At 61.9% G+C, this 13861-nt stretch carries 18 protein-coding genes; 12 read left to right on the forward strand and 6 right to left on the reverse strand.

Annotated elements, in window-relative coordinates:
* The first annotated feature begins 31 nt into the window (after positions 1-31).
* The 3 genes from NKH67_RS13320 to NKH67_RS13330 all read left to right on the forward strand — a co-directional run bounded on the left by NKH67_RS13320 (position 32) and on the right by NKH67_RS13330 (position 2610).
* On the forward strand, positions 32-1585 hold the full coding sequence (locus tag NKH67_RS13320; RefSeq protein WP_353031089.1) for an alpha/beta fold hydrolase: 1554 nt from the start codon (positions 32-34) through the stop codon (positions 1583-1585).
* Positions 1586-1696: 111 nt separating this feature from the next.
* Entirely contained in the window at positions 1697-2170 is a 474-nt protein-coding gene (locus tag NKH67_RS13325; protein ID WP_352681353.1) for a carboxymuconolactone decarboxylase family protein, read from the forward strand.
* 77 nt (positions 2171-2247) lie between these two features.
* Positions 2248-2610, forward strand: a complete 363-nt coding sequence (locus NKH67_RS13330; RefSeq protein ID WP_352448516.1) for a nuclear transport factor 2 family protein — start codon at positions 2248-2250, stop codon at positions 2608-2610.
* A 433-nt stretch (positions 2611-3043) separates the two neighbouring features.
* Here NKH67_RS13330 and NKH67_RS13335 read toward each other — a convergent pair whose 3' ends face one another.
* Positions 3044-3544, reverse strand: a complete 501-nt coding sequence (locus NKH67_RS13335) for an MmcB family DNA repair protein (RefSeq protein ID WP_353031091.1) — start codon at positions 3542-3544, stop codon at positions 3044-3046.
* Between the two features lie 114 nt (positions 3545-3658).
* Here NKH67_RS13335 and NKH67_RS13340 point away from each other — a divergent pair, with 114 nt between their 5' ends.
* Genes NKH67_RS13340 through NKH67_RS13360 form a run of 5 tightly spaced genes read left to right on the forward strand, consistent with a single transcriptional unit; the run spans position 3659 to position 6413 of the window.
* Entirely contained in the window at positions 3659-4591 is a 933-nt protein-coding gene (locus NKH67_RS13340) for an IS1595 family transposase (protein ID WP_353031093.1), read from the forward strand.
* Between the two features lie 32 nt (positions 4592-4623).
* Complete coding sequence (locus NKH67_RS13345) at positions 4624-5430, forward strand: hypothetical protein (RefSeq protein WP_353031095.1); 807 nt, start codon at positions 4624-4626, stop codon at positions 5428-5430.
* The gene (locus NKH67_RS13350) at positions 5417-5938 is read left to right on the forward strand and encodes a type II toxin-antitoxin system VapC family toxin (RefSeq protein WP_353031097.1); all 522 of its coding nucleotides are present in this window, start codon (positions 5417-5419) and stop codon (positions 5936-5938) included. The genes NKH67_RS13345 and NKH67_RS13350 overlap by 14 nt, the downstream gene beginning before the upstream one ends.
* Complete coding sequence (locus tag NKH67_RS13355; protein WP_353031099.1) at positions 5935-6093, forward strand: hypothetical protein; 159 nt, start codon at positions 5935-5937, stop codon at positions 6091-6093. Before NKH67_RS13350 ends, NKH67_RS13355 begins: the two co-directional genes overlap by 4 nt.
* Positions 6090-6413, forward strand: a complete 324-nt coding sequence (locus NKH67_RS13360; RefSeq protein WP_352748939.1) for a hypothetical protein — start codon at positions 6090-6092, stop codon at positions 6411-6413. Before NKH67_RS13355 ends, NKH67_RS13360 begins: the two co-directional genes overlap by 4 nt.
* Before the next feature lie 712 nt (positions 6414-7125).
* Here the strand turns inward: NKH67_RS13360 and NKH67_RS13365 are convergent.
* On the reverse strand, positions 7126-7425 hold the full coding sequence (locus NKH67_RS13365; RefSeq protein ID WP_352613829.1) for a DUF1330 domain-containing protein: 300 nt from the start codon (positions 7423-7425) through the stop codon (positions 7126-7128).
* A 154-nt stretch (positions 7426-7579) separates the two neighbouring features.
* Here NKH67_RS13365 and NKH67_RS13370 point away from each other — a divergent pair, with 154 nt between their 5' ends.
* From NKH67_RS13370 to NKH67_RS13385, 4 genes are all read left to right on the forward strand, one after another.
* On the forward strand, positions 7580-7906 hold the full coding sequence (locus NKH67_RS13370) for a GYD domain-containing protein (protein WP_023676390.1): 327 nt from the start codon (positions 7580-7582) through the stop codon (positions 7904-7906).
* A gap of 107 nt (positions 7907-8013) precedes the next feature.
* A complete protein-coding gene (locus tag NKH67_RS13375) occupies positions 8014-8142 on the forward strand; it encodes a hypothetical protein (protein WP_302893588.1) in 129 nt (42 codons plus the stop codon).
* Complete coding sequence (locus tag NKH67_RS13380; RefSeq protein ID WP_352540448.1) at positions 8143-8268, forward strand: hypothetical protein; 126 nt, start codon at positions 8143-8145, stop codon at positions 8266-8268.
* Between the two features lie 339 nt (positions 8269-8607).
* Positions 8608-9225, forward strand: coding sequence for a L,D-transpeptidase (locus tag NKH67_RS13385; RefSeq protein WP_352448678.1), 618 nt, complete (start codon positions 8608-8610; stop codon positions 9223-9225).
* Between the two features lie 110 nt (positions 9226-9335).
* On the opposite strand, the gene NKH67_RS13390 is transcribed toward NKH67_RS13385, so the two are convergent.
* From NKH67_RS13390 to murJ, 4 genes are all read right to left on the reverse strand, one after another.
* Positions 9336-9905, reverse strand: a complete 570-nt coding sequence (locus NKH67_RS13390; RefSeq protein ID WP_023676386.1) for a NifU family protein — start codon at positions 9903-9905, stop codon at positions 9336-9338.
* A 277-nt stretch (positions 9906-10182) separates the two neighbouring features.
* Positions 10183-10674: a universal stress protein gene (locus NKH67_RS13395; RefSeq protein WP_023676385.1), complete on the reverse strand. Its 492-nt coding sequence runs from the start codon at positions 10672-10674 to the stop codon at positions 10183-10185.
* 185 nt (positions 10675-10859) lie between these two features.
* A complete protein-coding gene (trpS, locus tag NKH67_RS13400) occupies positions 10860-11936 on the reverse strand; it encodes a tryptophan--tRNA ligase (RefSeq protein ID WP_353031101.1) in 1077 nt (358 codons plus the stop codon).
* 281 nt (positions 11937-12217) lie between these two features.
* Positions 12218-13816 (reverse strand): murein biosynthesis integral membrane protein MurJ, encoded by a 1599-nt coding sequence (gene murJ, locus NKH67_RS13405; RefSeq protein ID WP_353012048.1) that lies wholly within the window; start codon positions 13814-13816, stop codon positions 12218-12220.
* Positions 13817-13861 lie beyond the last annotated feature (45 nt).

The following is a 13861-nucleotide window of genomic DNA, read 5'->3' on the forward strand; positions in this document are numbered from 1 at the left end:
ATAAGAAATCGTCGGGTCGGGCGGACAACTCGTGAGGCCGATCGAAACTCGATACGCGCTCAGTGGCGACGTGCGGATCGCCTATCAGGTGGTCGGCCAGGGATCGCTCGATCTCGTCTTCGTGCCGGGTTTCATTTCCAATCTCGACCTGCACTGGGAAGACGAGGGCTACACCCGGCTGTTGAAGCGGCTTTCCGCGTTCTCACGGCTGATCCTGTTCGACAAGCGCGGCACCGGTCTGTCCGACCGCGTCGATGTCCACCACCTGCCCAGCCTCGAAACCCGCATGGACGATGTACGCGCGGTGATGGATGCGACCGGCAGCGGCCGCGCCGCCTTGCTCGGCGCTTCGGAAGGCGCGCCGATGGCAATGCTGTTCGCCGCCACCTACCCGGAGCGGACGCGGGCGCTGGCGCTTTATGGCGGCTATGCGCATTTCCACAAATGGGTGATGCCGCCGGAACGCCTTGAGGCGTTCATCGCGACGGCGGAGACCGCATGGGGCACCGGCGCCACCCTGCCGCATTTCGCGCCCGGCCGCGTCGACGATCCGCGTTTCGCCACATGGTGGGCGCGCTTCGAGCGGCTGTCGGCGAGCCCGACCGCGGCAATCGCCCTGGCCCGCATGAATGCGGCTATCGACGTGCGCGGCGTGCTGGCGGCGATCAGCGCACCGACGCTGCTCATCCATCGCCGCAACGATGCGCGCGTCGACCCGGAGGCCAGCCGCTTCCTGGCAAGGAAGATCCCGAATTCGCGGCTGATCGAGGTGGCCGGGCGCGACCACCCGATCTGGACCGGCGATATCGACCGGGTGGCCGATCTGATAGAGGAATTCCTGACCGGAGCGCGCGCCGTTGCCGAGGCCGAGCGCGTGCTGGCTGCACTGCTGGTCACCCGGATCTACGACACGGCGCGGCTTGGCGACCGCATGTGGAGCGAGCGCAGCCAGCGTTTTCAGGAAAGCTGGCGGCTTACGGTCGGGCGCCATGGCGGCCGCCCGGCCGGCACGCATGGCGAGCTGATGATGGCGCGCTTCGACGGCCCGGCGCGGGCCGTACGCTGCGCGGCGGGGCTGCGCGATGCGGCGCAGGAGATCGGCGTCGCCAGCGCGCAGGGCGTGCATGTCGGCGAGGTCGAGTTGCGTGGGCCGCCGACGGGGTTGACGGCGCGCGTGACGATGCAGCTTGCCGCGCATGCCGGGCGCGGCGACATCCTCGCTTCGCGGCTGGTCGCCGATCTCGCCGCCGGTTCAGGCCTTCATTTCAATGACGCCGGGCGCATCGCGCTTGACGAGCTGGATGAGCCGCTGGCGCTGGTGCAGGCGACCTCGGAACAGCATCTGGAGCCGGCCTGCCGGCCGAAGGCCAAGGCTGCCGAGCCGGCCGCACTGACGGCGCGCGAAAGCGAGGTGGTGAACCTCATCGCCGACGGCAAGAGCAATGCCGCGATCGCCGCCGAACTCGGGCTGAGCGAACACACCGTCAAGCGCCACGTCGCCAATATTCTGCTCAAGCTGGACCTGCCGTCGCGGGCGGCGGCGGCGGCGTTCTCGGCCCGGCATGCTGGCCCGCACGGGCCATAGCAGCCATGGCGCTTTCGGGCGAAGCGGCCAGGCATGCGTAAGCGCTATCACTTCGTCCCATGCAGGCCAGGCGGATGTCGCCGGGAAAGGCGCTGCGAAGGGAGGAATAAAATGCTGAAGTCGACACTCAAATCACTGGTGCTGGCGGCAGGCGTCGGCGCGCTGTTGGCGATCGCTCCTGCCAAGGCCGAAGACGCCTCGGCGACGGCTGCCTACAAGGACATCCAGGCAACGCTCGGCTCGGTGCCGGACATGTTCAAGACGCTGCCGGATGTCGCCGTTGCCGGCGCCTGGGCCGAGATCAAGGGCGTGCAGCTCAACCCGAACACCGCGCTCGACGGCAAGACCAAGGAACTGATGGGCCTCGCCGTCGCCTCGCAGATCCCCTGCCAGTACTGCATCTATTTCCACACGCAGGCGGCCAAGCTCAATGGCGCCAGCGACGAGGAGATCAAGGAGGCGGTGGCGATGGCGGCGATCGTGCGCCACTGGTCGACGATGCTCAACGGCAGCCAGGTCGATCTCGCCACTTTCAAGAAGCAGTCCGACGAGGTGTTCGCGGCCGTCAAGGCGAAGTCGCAGTGAACCACCTGCCCGTCTATGAGCGCCGGGCGGTTCTGATCAACTGAACGCCCGGTGAAGACGGGCCTATGGAGGAAAAAATGCTGACCAAGACACAGACGATAGACGGCGCTGCGATCAAGAAGGCGATTGAGGGCCGTGATGGAAAATTGCTGGCGAGCTTCTATGCCGACGACGCATTGGTGCGGGTGATCGACCGCAACAACCCGCCGAGCAAGCCGCGCGAAATCCGCGGGCGCGCTGCGATCACCACGTTCTGGGACGACATTTGCAGCCGGGCGATGACCCACAAGGTCGACACCACCATTGCCGACGGCAACAACCTCGCCTTCACCCAGGCCTGCTCCTATCCGGACGGGACCAAGGTATTCTGCGCGGCGATGCTGGAGCTGAAGAACGGCCAGATCGCACGGCAGACGGTCGTGCAGGCCTGGGACGAATAAGGAGGCGGCGATGTTCAGTGCCAGATGGCAGATCGACGCCAAGTTCGGCCACAAGCAGACCGTGCTCGAACTGTTAAAGAATGGGAACGCGAGATCGGCTCGCAGGCCGGTCTCGACGACCTCAAGTTCCAGATCATGACCGAATCGGCGCGCGGGAAGCGACGGTCGGGTCACATCACCAGGTCGAAAGCCTCGCCAGTTGAAGGCGTTCTTCGCCAGGATCGGCAAGATCGACGCGCACGCCAAATGGGGCAAGGAGATGGAGCCCTACGTGGTGTCGGGCACCAGCCTGTGGAACATCTACCGCATCGTGGAATAGCGGTTCTCATCCTCGCTTCCGCAGGGCTATCGCATTTGGGAAGATGCCCCCTCACCCGCGCAGCGGCCGGACGAGGGGCAGCACGACGTCTGAAATCACGACGAGCGCACCCCCCTACTCGCTCTCGCCGTCCAGCGCCGGCACCGACACGCCGGCAAGCTCGGCCGCGAGCAGCCGCGACGCACCGGCGCGTGCGATCCGCAGCATCAGCGCCTTGCGCGTCGCCGCTGCCATGCGGTGCTCGGGCGCATCGCGCAAAATCTCGGCGCCGTACCCGTCGGAGAGAATGAAGCCGCACTCCTCCGGAAAGATCTCCTGGGGCACGCCGGGATGGGTGGCGAAGAAGAAGCGGTCGGAATGCAGCCGGTAGTCCGGCCATTTGCGGTCGACCCTGAAATCCTCGACCGAGGACTTGATCTCGATGATCCAGATGTCGCCGTGGCGGGTCAGCGCGACGAGGTCGGCGCGGCGGCCGGTGGCCAGCGACAGTTCGGGCAAGACATGCGCGCCCATCTGCCTGAGCAGCCGCTGCACGCCGCGCCGGACCAGCATGGCGCGCTCCGACTGGCGGCCATCGATGAGCGGATTGAGGGGTAGAGGTGAGATAATCGGCATGGCCGCACCATGCCAGATTTTGTTCACGGTTTGAACCCGGTCGCGGCGGGCGATTATGTACTTTACAAACACGGCGATGCCTGATACCTTGAATCCACAGTAGGAATCCGGGTTATGAGCGTCCTTTCCGAGCCACATTTCCACAACGAAGAAGCTGCTTTTGAGCGGCTGGAAGCGATTGTTTGGTCCGAAGGTCCGATTTGCCCGAAGTGCGGCAACTGCGAACAGGCGCGCATTACCCGAGTCTCTGGCCCAACCGCTCGCACCGGCCTTCGCCGCTGCTTGGAGTGCAAGAAGCAATTCACCGTGAAGGTCGGAACGGTGTTCGAATCAAGCCATGTGCCGCTGCACAAGTGGTGGCAAGCGGCGCACCTTCTTGCGTCCAGCAAGAAGGGTATCAGCGCTCACCAACTGCACCGGACGTTGCAGGTCCAGTACAAGACCGCATGGTTCATGTTCCATCGCTTGCGTGAGGCAATGCGCGATGGCGTCCTTTCTCCGATGGGCGGCGAAGGCAAGCATGTCGAAGTTGACGAAACGTACATCGGTCGCCTGAAAGGCGCTCCGGTAAGGCGTGGCGGTGGCGCTCACAAGAATTCTGTTGTCACGCTTGTCGAGCGTGGTGGTCGCGCGCGTTCCTTCCACGTCGATACCGCCCGCATGGGCAACGTCATGCCCATCGTTCGCGCCAACATCGCTCGCGAGAGCGCGTTGATGACCGACGAAAGCGGCATCTATCGCCGCGCCGATCAGGATTTCGCCTCCCATGATGTCGTTAAGCATTCCAAGGACGAATACGTCCGCTACGAAGGCGAAAAGACCGTCCATACCAGCACGGTCGAAGGCTATTACAGCATCTTCAAACGTGGCATGAAGGGGATCTATCAGCATTGCGGCGAGCAGCATTTGCACCGCTATCTTGCCGAGTTCGATTTCCGCTACAGTAACCGCATCGCGCTTGGCGTCGATGACAACAACAGGACGGTAAAGGCCATGGCTGGCATCGTTGGAAAGCGTTTGAAATACCGGGACTCGTTCGCCGGGTAAGCTCCAAGTCCGTTCATGTGGTGGTGCGATTGATGGCTACTGAAGACCACATTACGCTTGTCATTGAGGGCTTGCCCGAGGATGACGGACAAGTGCGGCTCGCCGCGTTTCTGTCCGAACTCCAGAACCTAAACGCCACGCTCAATCGGCTTGATCGCGATGCAAACGCGGGCAAGACGGCCAGCTATTTTCGTATCGCCGAGCTGTCCTACAATAGTCCGGTTCGCGTCACTCTCGGTCCACATCCGTTGCCGGGTAAGCCGCCTACCGGCCTAATCGTGATTGATAGTCTGAACCGGATTTCTGCGGCGTTGGCGAGCGGCGGCGACCTGCTTGACCTTGATGCTGAATTGCTCTGGGACATCCGGAACCTAGCACGTCCAGTTGGGACGACTGTCAAAAGCGCGACGTTGCTTTTCAACGATAGTCGCATCGACCTTACGCCGCAGATCGTCAGCCGCGTTGACGCCGCTCTTGCGGTCGATGAGGAATGTGAAGGGTTTCTTCAGGGGAACCTTGAACAGATCAACCTTCACCTAGGGGTCAACACGTTCCAAATCTATCCAGATGTTGGGCCAAAGAAGGTAACCTGTCATTTTCCGGCTCGCTTATATGACGAAGCCGTCTCTGCGGTTGGCCGCAAAGTGGAGGTCTTTGGCACACTTCTCTATCGTGCGCGAACCGACTTCCCGCACCAGATTGAGGTAACAAGCATCGAAGCCTACCCCCCCGAATCCGATCTGCCCGATTGGGAAGATCTGAGAGGCCGCGCCCCGGACGCGACTGGCGGCTTGAGTTCTGAAGCCTTTGTCCGGGAGCTTCGCGATGGCTGGCGCTAGTCCAATCTACTATTGGGATACCTGCCTTTTCCTCGCGTGGCTCAACGATGAGAACCGGAAGTCTGGCGAAATGGATGGCGTGCGCGAGGTAATCGCCCGTCATAAACGACGCGAGGTAAAGCTGGTCACTTCGGTCTTGACGCGGGTCGAAGTGCTGCAATCCAGGATACCGGTCGGCGTTGGCAGCAGCTTCACCGACCTGATAAAGCGAATGACGCAATTGGGAATGGACACCAAAGTTGCCGGGCTTTCGCATGATCTGCGTGACCACTATTCGGCAAATGCCGCAGCCCACGCCGGGAAGACACTTTCTACCCCGGATGCTATTCATTTGGCGACAGCCATCCATTACCGTGCCCATGAGTTCCATACGTTCGACAATGGCGGTAGTGCAAAAAGCCTAGGTCTCCTGCCGTTGTCGGGCAATGTTGGAGGACACAAACTCACGATATGCAAACCAGAAGCAAAAAGCCCGCAGCTCGACCTGAAAAGACCCGAAGGAAAATGAAGGCAGACAACCCTTCACAGTCTGCCGCCTTCATTGAGAAGGCGCGCGAAATCGATGCGGATGGTAAGGCCGACAAGGCCGATGCCATAATGGGCAAGCTGGCGAAAACGCCGCCGGACCCTAAACACAAGCCGAAGGGCAAGAAAGCACAATGAGCGTCGTCAGCGGTGTGGTGCTTTGTACATCCGCTGCCGAAGACTGTTCGAGCCCGAACGGTCAACCCGTTCTTTTTGAGCGCATACAGGAATGGCTGGCGGAGCGCGGCCCCTTCCAACAACTTAACAGTGTCGAGGCTAGCTTTGGCGGCAGCAAGCACCCGCAAATGTTTGTAGCCGGCGGCGGCTTCAACCATTTCTCCGAAGACGACTTTGCGGCCTACGTGATGTCGCTGCCTTGGCAAAACCCAGAAAACGTTGTGTTGGTGATCGACCCCGAAGAGGGGGCTACCCGCGTCTTCAGACCTCCCTGTTTGTAAAGTACATAATCGCCTCGCGGCGATTATCTGGCTGACAAACCTAATCTGCAAAATACTGTGGAGCGGGCGCTACAAGGCCCGCCCTTCCACAAGGCGGGCCGCTCGCGTTATGAATGCGTTTCCTACTGGTGAGGGGAGCTATGTTTTCGCGAGGCGTCGCGGTTGATCTAATATTCACCGCTGCAGGCCCGATAGTGGTCGCAGCATAATCAAAAAGGTGGCGAAGCATGGTTACTGAGAATGCAAGTTTGACGGTCGAGCAGACTAGGCTCAATAGGATGCTCACGCGGGGCGTCGTATTTTCCGTCATTTGGCTCGCCGGTTTCGGGTCTTCTTATGCACTCTACCAGGGGCTTCTGGCGCGACGGATGATAAAAATGAATCCCGTGCTTCGGGGAAATGGCCGCGCCTGGTGGTGCATCATTGTGGGAGGGCTTGGGGCCGCAGCCTTATGTGCGATAGTTGGCGCCGGCATTTTCAACGCCATGACACAACCCTAGGTCACGCTGTAACACCGCCTGCCGATCTGGTGTTGGGTCATATTGATTTGTAGGTCCCGTTCAATGAGTGTTTCCGGCGTCATCCTCCCATCATTGGCCGTTTCCCGCCCGCAAGTTTCAAGCTTGCTGATTCATATCAGAATGCTCCTGTCCCGTCGCCGGGCCGCACCTGATATGGCAACTCAGACTTGCCATTGTCATCGACCCGACCTTCAGCTAACCGGCATCATGCCCTCCAGAGCAATAATTCTCGTCTTTGCGCAGCGTTCGCGGATGGCCTTGAGGCGGCCGTATTCCGGAGAGTCGTACCATGCCAGGAGGGACGCCATGTCCGGGAATTCGACAATGACGAGGCGATGAGGTTCCCAATCGCCTTCCAGAACTTTGGTGGCTCCGCCGCGAGCGATGTACCTTCCCCCGTAGCGGGCTTCGGTTGCCGGCACGTCCCGGCGGTATTCCTCGAAAACGGCGGCGTCGGTTACGTCTACATCAGCAATGAGATATGCGGCCATTGACCTTACTCCCCTTGGGAAAAGGCAATTGAAACAGGTCTATTAGCGGCCCCGCAACTAAGCCAGCGGTACTACGCCTCGGAAACGACTCGCGTTCTCCCGGATTGGGGCGCTTAACTGTCTTGGTGGGGGCAGCTCTGGGAGGAGACGAACCATGCCGATGTATCTCACGCGATTCAGCTACAGGCCCGAAACCTGGGCGCGCTTGATGGATAATCCCGAGGACAGACGCGAGGCTGCCCGTTCCTACATCGAGTCGGTCGGCGGAAAGCTGCACGGGTTCTGGTATGCCTTCGGGGAGTACGATGGCTGGAACCTATGGGAGGCGCCGGACAACGTGTCCATGGCCTCTGTCATGCTGGCCATCGGTGCGGGAGGCGCGCTCAGCTCGTACCAGACCACCGTCCTGTTAAGTGTCGAAGAGACGATGGACGCGCTTGGCAAAGCCAAGTCGATCCGGTACCGCCCACCGGGATCGTGACCGCCGCCCCTGCGGAGTGTCGAAGGCTGGGGAACGCTTGCTCTCGAACGGCGCACGTTGCAGCTTGCGTTTTCAATGTCTGCCACGGATTTTAGGAGGAGCATTAGATGACGGAAGATGACGACCGGAAATCGGCGACGCCGGAGGAAATCCGCTCGGCCATCAGAGGCTGGGCGGTGCTTGGGGCAATTATCGTTGCCGTGTTTGGTGCGGCCTACGTCATGATCGATAGTTGAATGGCCGACGATCCTGGTCGCCCCGATGGATTGCCTGAAAAGATCGGCACGGTCCTTGGTGCATTGGTGGTGATCGGCACGTTCGGGCTTCTGGCTTGGGCCGTGCTTCGCGGCGTCCTTTATTAAACCCGGGCCCGTCTGGACTTTCCCCTGCGGCGGCCGCGTCTCAGGCCGATCTCCTCGTAGCAACGGATGGTCTTGGCCGCAGGCCAGAGCGCCGGGCAGCGTCGCCGACTTCATGGGTGATTTCTTCGTCTCCTGGTCCTTGTTCCTGGCCCCATTGATTTTGCAACATAATCCTGCGGGGGCTGTTGCCGAAATGCCATAGTCGCGGGTTTACCAGCACGCAAGTCCAAGGATATAGGCATCGCCCGCTTGGCAAGCAAAGCAAATGCCAGCATGAATGAAGATGAAAAAAGCGGCCGACTCGAGCCGCTGTTGTTTGGGCAGGCATCGGACCTTTTCATGCGCATGAAGTCACTTGCAATCGTCGCGGCCCTGGCGCTGTCGACGGCTGTCGCCGGTTGCAGCACCATCGGCTCGCAGATCTTCACCAACAACTACGGCGCGGTGACCGACGCCGGCTATCACCTGCCGCGCGTTCCGATCGAAAAGGTGCCGTTCAAATACCGCCGGCAGATCGTCGACTACGACACCAGGGAAAAGCCGGGCACCATTATCGTCGATACGCAGAACAAGTTCCTCTATTTCGTCATGGGCGACGGCGAAGCGATGCGCTACGGCATCGGCGTCGGCCGTGAGGGTTTCGAATGGCACGGCACCGCCCATATCGCGCTGAAGCGCGAATGGCCGACCTGGACACCGCCTTCGCAGATGATCAAGCGCCAGCCGGAGTTGGCAAAGTTTGCCGGTGGCATGGAGCCGGGGTTGAAGAACCCGCTCGGCGCGCGCGCCATGTACCTGTTCAACAAGGGCGGCGACATGGGTTATCGCCTGCATGGCAGCCCGGAATGGAATTCGATCGGCAAGGCGATGTCGTCGGGCTGCATCCGGCTGATGAACCAGGACATTATCGACCTCTACGACCGCACCTCGGTCGGCGCCAAGGTCATTGTGATATAAAACCCTTATACGCGGACCGTCTAGGCAACAACACAGACGTCGCAAACAGAAAACCGGGCACTTTGGCCCGGTTTTTTGTTGTCTATCGACGTTGACGATGGAACGGTGCGTCAGGAGACCTGTTCGACGTGCTGCACTTCCGGCACAAAGTGCCGGAGCAGGTTCTGGATGCCGTGCTTCAGCGTCGCCGTCGACGACGGGCAGCCGGCGCAGGCGCCCTTCATGTGCAGGAACACGGTGCCGTTCTCGAAGCCGCGGAAGGTGATGTCGCCGCCGTCCTGGGCCACCGCCGGGCGCACCCGCGTGTCGAGCAGCTCCTTGATGGTGACGACCAGCTCCTCGTCGGCCTTGTCGTAGAATTCGCCGGTCTGGCTGGTCTCGGCGGCGGGGCCGGCCTTGGCCATCACCGGGGCGCCGGACATGAAATGCTCCATGATGGCGCCGAGGATAGCCGGCTTCAGATGCTGCCAGTCGGGGCCGTCCTTGGTCACGGTGATGAAGTCATAGCCGAAGAAGACGCCGGTGACGCCGGGGATTTCGAACAGCCGGCCGGCGAGCGGCGAAGCCGTCGCGGCGCTATCGGCATCGCGGAAATCGGCGGTGCCTTCTTGCAGCACTTCCTTGCCGGGCAGGAATTTCAGCGTCGCCGGGTTTGGCGTCGACTCGGTCTGGATGAACATGGCCGTCTCCGTGCCCGTTGGGGCAGCTAGTTTGGAATAATTCTAATTAGGCTTTATCCGCCCGACATTCAAGGGAAAGGCATCGGGGAGAACGGCTGGCTGGCGGAATGTTTTGCTAGTTCGCTGAAACGATTGGAGATGTGTTGAGATTCAGGTCAGGCCGAGCCGAAAATGGTGGTTTCCGAGAACCGGAGCGGAGCGTACTTTTGGTACGTGAGCACCGGAAGCGCAGGAAGCCGCCATTTGCAGGCCGGCCTCACCTGAATATCAGCACATCTCAGGCGAGGCTGTCGATCTCCTCGTCCGACAGGTTCTGCGGCACCACCGTGACCGGGATAGGAAAGGCGGCGCCCTTGCCGGCGACCGCGCCGACCAGCGGCCCTGGGCCTTCCTTGCCGGCGCCTGCCGCCAGCACCAGAATGGCGATGTCCTGGTCTTCCTCGATCAGCTTGTGGATCTCTTCGGTAGGCTTGCCCTCGCGGACCACCAGTTCCGGCTCGATGCCGAGCTTCTGGCGCACCTTGTTGGCGTAGCTGTCCAGTGCGGCACGCGCCGTGGCGGTCGCCTCCTCGCGCATGATCTTCTCGACGCCCAGCCAGTGCTGGAAATCATCCGGCTCGATGACATAGAGCAGCACCAGCACGCCGCCCGTGCTTTGCGCCCGCTTCGAGGCGTAGGCGACGGCGCGCTCGCATTCGGGCGTATCGTCGATGATCGCCAGGAACTTGCGGCGATGACCGACTTCGCGGCTGAGGCGTTTGGAGACCATATTCACCCTGTTCGATGGTTTCGGCCGCAATCTGCCACCGCCACAGCCCGCCCGCAAGCGACCGGCGGCTGTGGCAATGCTGGTGCAGCTTAAAGCGCGATGCGTTCGACCAGCGACGCGCTTCAGGTTCCTGTTTTATGCATGTCGTTATCGCAAAACCGCTGCACACTTTTGCGCGACATGCATTAGCCTTGCAGCAGGCCGATAATGTCGCGCACGGTCTTCATGGTCGCTTCGGCCAATGTGCCGGCACGCTCGCCGCCATCGCGCAGCACCGCGTCGACATAGGCGCGGTCGCCGGAGATGCGGCGCATCTCGCCGGCGATCGGCGCCAGCTTTTCCACCGCAAGGTCGGCCAGCGCCGGCTTGAACACCGAAAACTGCTGGCCGCCATATTCCTTCAGCACCGCCTCTTTCGAGATTTCGGCGAGGCCGGCATAGATGCCGACGAGGTTTTCCGCTTCCGGCCGGCCGGCAAGCCCGTCCAGTTCGCCGGGCAAAGCCTCCGGGTCGGTCTTGGCCTTGCGGATCTTCTTCGAGATGGCGTCGGCATCGTCGGTCAGGTTGATGCGCGACAGGTCCGACGGGTCCGACTTCGACATCTTCTTCGAACCGTCGCGCAGCGACATGATGCGCGCTGCCGGGCCGCCGATGACCGGCTCGGTCAGCGGGAAATAGCCGTTCACCGTCTCTTCGCCGACCTGCATCTCGACGCCGACGCCAAGCGCTGCGATGCGATGCGAAAAGTCGTTGTTGAACTTCTGCGCAATGTCGCGGGTCAGCTCCAGATGCTGCTTCTGGTCGTCGCCGACCGGTACGTGGGTGGCGCGGTAGACCAGGATGTCGGCGGCCATCAGGGAGGGATAGGCGAGCAGGCCGAGCGAGGCGTTCTCGCGGTCCTTGCCCGCCTTGTCCTTGAATTGCGTCATGCGGTTCATCCAACCGATGCGCGCCACGCAGTTGAAGATCCAGGCAAGCTCGGCGTGCTGCATCACCCGCGACTGGTTGAAGACGATGTGCTTGGTCGGGTCGATGCCCGAGGCGAGAAACGCCGCGGTGATCGACCGCGTCTGGTCCTGCAGATCCTCATGGACGAGCTGTGCGGTCAGCGAATGCAGATCGACGACGCAATAGATACAGTCGGAGGTGTCCTGCAGGGCGACGAATTTCTTGATGGCGCCGAGATAATTGCCGAGATGCAGATTGCCGGTTGGCTGGACGCCGGAAAAAACGAGCGGTTTGAAGGGGGGCTGATCGGTCATGGTGTTTCCCTGGCTTGTGGAGGGCCGTTTCGCGCGCGGCGAAAGTCTTGCGACGGCGCGCTTATGGACGAGAGCGAGGAGACGATCAAGAGGGGCGTTGGCCAGGGCGCGCAGGCTTTGACGTCGGCCGAACAGAAGGCTGTTTGAGGGATGGCGCCGACCAGAAACAAAAACCCGCCTCGGTGGGCGGGTCGTTGGAGCCAATTAGCACCATACCGAAATTAATAGCATAGCTGCCGGCACAAAGCAAGAACAAAATTGGCGCTGATGAATTTTCCCCCTCACGGATCCGGAGATTGCTCCTTGACCGGCTGGGAGCCCTTGCGCCCGATATTGCGGCGGATCATGCCGAAATCGGCACCGCCGGTGGCGAAGGCGGTGACGAAGTAAAGCAGCGCCCCGCCGGCGACGAGCGCAAGCAGCGTCACCGCCTTGATCACCAGCGGCGAGCCGGAGCCGAGACTTGCGGCGAACCAGTGTTCGGCAAAATAGAGCGCCGCGGCCATCACCGCCGCCGACAGCACCAGCCGCGGGATGCGTTTCATGAGCGGCACGTCGCGGCCCCAATGGCCGCGCCGGATCAGCACGGCGAGCAGCATCGCCGCATTGACCCAGCCGGCGACAGCGGAGGCAACGGCAATGCCGGGCGCGCCCATCGTCGGAAACAGCGTCAGTGCCGTCGTAATGTTAACCGCCACCGAGATGGCGGCGAAAATCATCGGCGTGCGCGTGTCCTCGCGAGCGAAATAGCCTGGGGTGAACGCCTTGATCAGCACGAAGGCCGGCAGGCCGAGCCCGAAGATCGCCAGGATTGCCGCGACCGTCGGCGTCGAATTGTTGGCGGCAAAGGCGCCGCGCTCATAGACCAGCCGCACGATCGGCTCGGACATGACCAGCAGCGCGGCCGCCGCAGGCAAGGTCATGAAAAGGGTAAACTCGACCGAGCGGTTCTGCAGATTGGCGGCCTCGACCAGATTGCCCGATTTCAGCGCCCGCGACAGTTCCGGCAACAGCACGATGGCGACGGCGACGCCGACGACGCCCAGCGGCAGCTGGTAGACGCGGTCGGCATAGGCCAGCGATGACACCGCGCTGTCCTGCGCCGACGCGATCGCCGTGCCGATCAGCTGATTGATCTGGGTGATGCCGCCGGTGATCGCCGCCGGCAGCGCCAGGATCAGCAGCCGCTTGACGTTCGGCGTCATCTTCGGCCGCCGGAAGCCGATCGAAATGCCGGCATGGCGCACCGCCGCCCAGACGATCGCCAGCTGCACCAGGCCGGCCGCCAGCACGCCCCAAGCCAGGCCGAAACCAACGGTGCGGGCGTCCGAACCCTTGTACCAGGCATAGGCAAGCACGGCGATAAGGATGACGTTGAGGAACACCGGCGCCACCGCAGCGGCGAAATAGCGGCGCAGCGAATTCAGCATGCCGGCCATCATGGCGCCGAGCGACATGCAGATCAGGTAGGGGAACATGACGGTCGCCAGCGCCACCGTCGTCTCGAATTTTCCCGGCGTGTCGGCAAAGCCCGGCGCCACCAGATAGCGCACGATCAGCGGCATCGCCAGTTCCATGGCGATGGTCAGCGCCAGAAGCGCCGTGAACAAGACGCCGAACACCTCTTCGGAAAAGCGCTTGGCGCCGTCGGTGCCGTGTGTCTCGATCTCCTTGGCGAACAGCGGCACGAAGGCGGCATTGAAGGCGCCTTCGGCGAACAGCCGGCGAAAGGTGTTGGGAAACTGGAAGGCGGCATTGAAGGCGTCGGCGATCGGCCCGGTGCCAAGTGCAGCAGCCATCAGCATCTCGCGGCCGAAACCGAGGGCGCGGCTCATCAGCGTGCCGGAAGCGACCGTGGCGAATTTCTTGACAAGGCTCATGCGCTTGAAGACTGCCTGTGCGATTGGGGCAAATGGAAGGTAACA

Source organism: Mesorhizobium sp. M0968, from assembly GCF_040319065.1.
In the GTDB taxonomy this organism is placed as follows: Bacteria; Pseudomonadota; Alphaproteobacteria; order Rhizobiales; family Rhizobiaceae; genus Mesorhizobium.

Bases quoted from the DNA above. Each gene is read 5' to 3' on its own strand.
- NKH67_RS13325 (WP_352681353.1), top strand. From the start codon at position 1,697: ATGCTGAAGTCGACACTCAAATCACTGGTGCTGGCGGCAGGCGTCGGC.
- NKH67_RS13330 (WP_352448516.1), top strand. From the start codon at position 2,248: ATGCTGACCAAGACACAGACGATAGACGGCGCTGCGATCAAGAAGGCG.
- NKH67_RS13335 (WP_353031091.1), bottom strand. From the start codon at position 3,544: ATGCCGATTATCTCACCTCTACCCCTCAATCCGCTCATCGATGGCCGC.
- NKH67_RS13340 (WP_353031093.1), top strand. From the start codon at position 3,659: ATGAGCGTCCTTTCCGAGCCACATTTCCACAACGAAGAAGCTGCTTTT.
- NKH67_RS13345 (WP_353031095.1), top strand. From the start codon at position 4,624: ATGGCTACTGAAGACCACATTACGCTTGTCATTGAGGGCTTGCCCGAG.
- NKH67_RS13350 (WP_353031097.1), top strand. From the start codon at position 5,417: ATGGCTGGCGCTAGTCCAATCTACTATTGGGATACCTGCCTTTTCCTC.
- NKH67_RS13355 (WP_353031099.1), top strand. From the start codon at position 5,935: ATGAAGGCAGACAACCCTTCACAGTCTGCCGCCTTCATTGAGAAGGCG.
- NKH67_RS13360 (WP_352748939.1), top strand. From the start codon at position 6,090: ATGAGCGTCGTCAGCGGTGTGGTGCTTTGTACATCCGCTGCCGAAGAC.
- NKH67_RS13365 (WP_352613829.1), bottom strand. From the start codon at position 7,425: ATGGCCGCATATCTCATTGCTGATGTAGACGTAACCGACGCCGCCGTT.
- NKH67_RS13370 (WP_023676390.1), top strand. From the start codon at position 7,580: ATGCCGATGTATCTCACGCGATTCAGCTACAGGCCCGAAACCTGGGCG.
- NKH67_RS13375 (WP_302893588.1), top strand. From the start codon at position 8,014: ATGACGGAAGATGACGACCGGAAATCGGCGACGCCGGAGGAAATCCGC.
- NKH67_RS13380 (WP_352540448.1), top strand. From the start codon at position 8,143: ATGGCCGACGATCCTGGTCGCCCCGATGGATTGCCTGAAAAGATCGGC.
- NKH67_RS13385 (WP_352448678.1), top strand. From the start codon at position 8,608: ATGCGCATGAAGTCACTTGCAATCGTCGCGGCCCTGGCGCTGTCGACG.
- NKH67_RS13390 (WP_023676386.1), bottom strand. From the start codon at position 9,905: ATGTTCATCCAGACCGAGTCGACGCCAAACCCGGCGACGCTGAAATTC.
- NKH67_RS13395 (WP_023676385.1), bottom strand. From the start codon at position 10,674: ATGGTCTCCAAACGCCTCAGCCGCGAAGTCGGTCATCGCCGCAAGTTC.
- trpS (WP_353031101.1), bottom strand. From the start codon at position 11,936: ATGACCGATCAGCCCCCCTTCAAACCGCTCGTTTTTTCCGGCGTCCAG.
- murJ (WP_353012048.1), bottom strand. From the start codon at position 13,816: ATGAGCCTTGTCAAGAAATTCGCCACGGTCGCTTCCGGCACGCTGATG.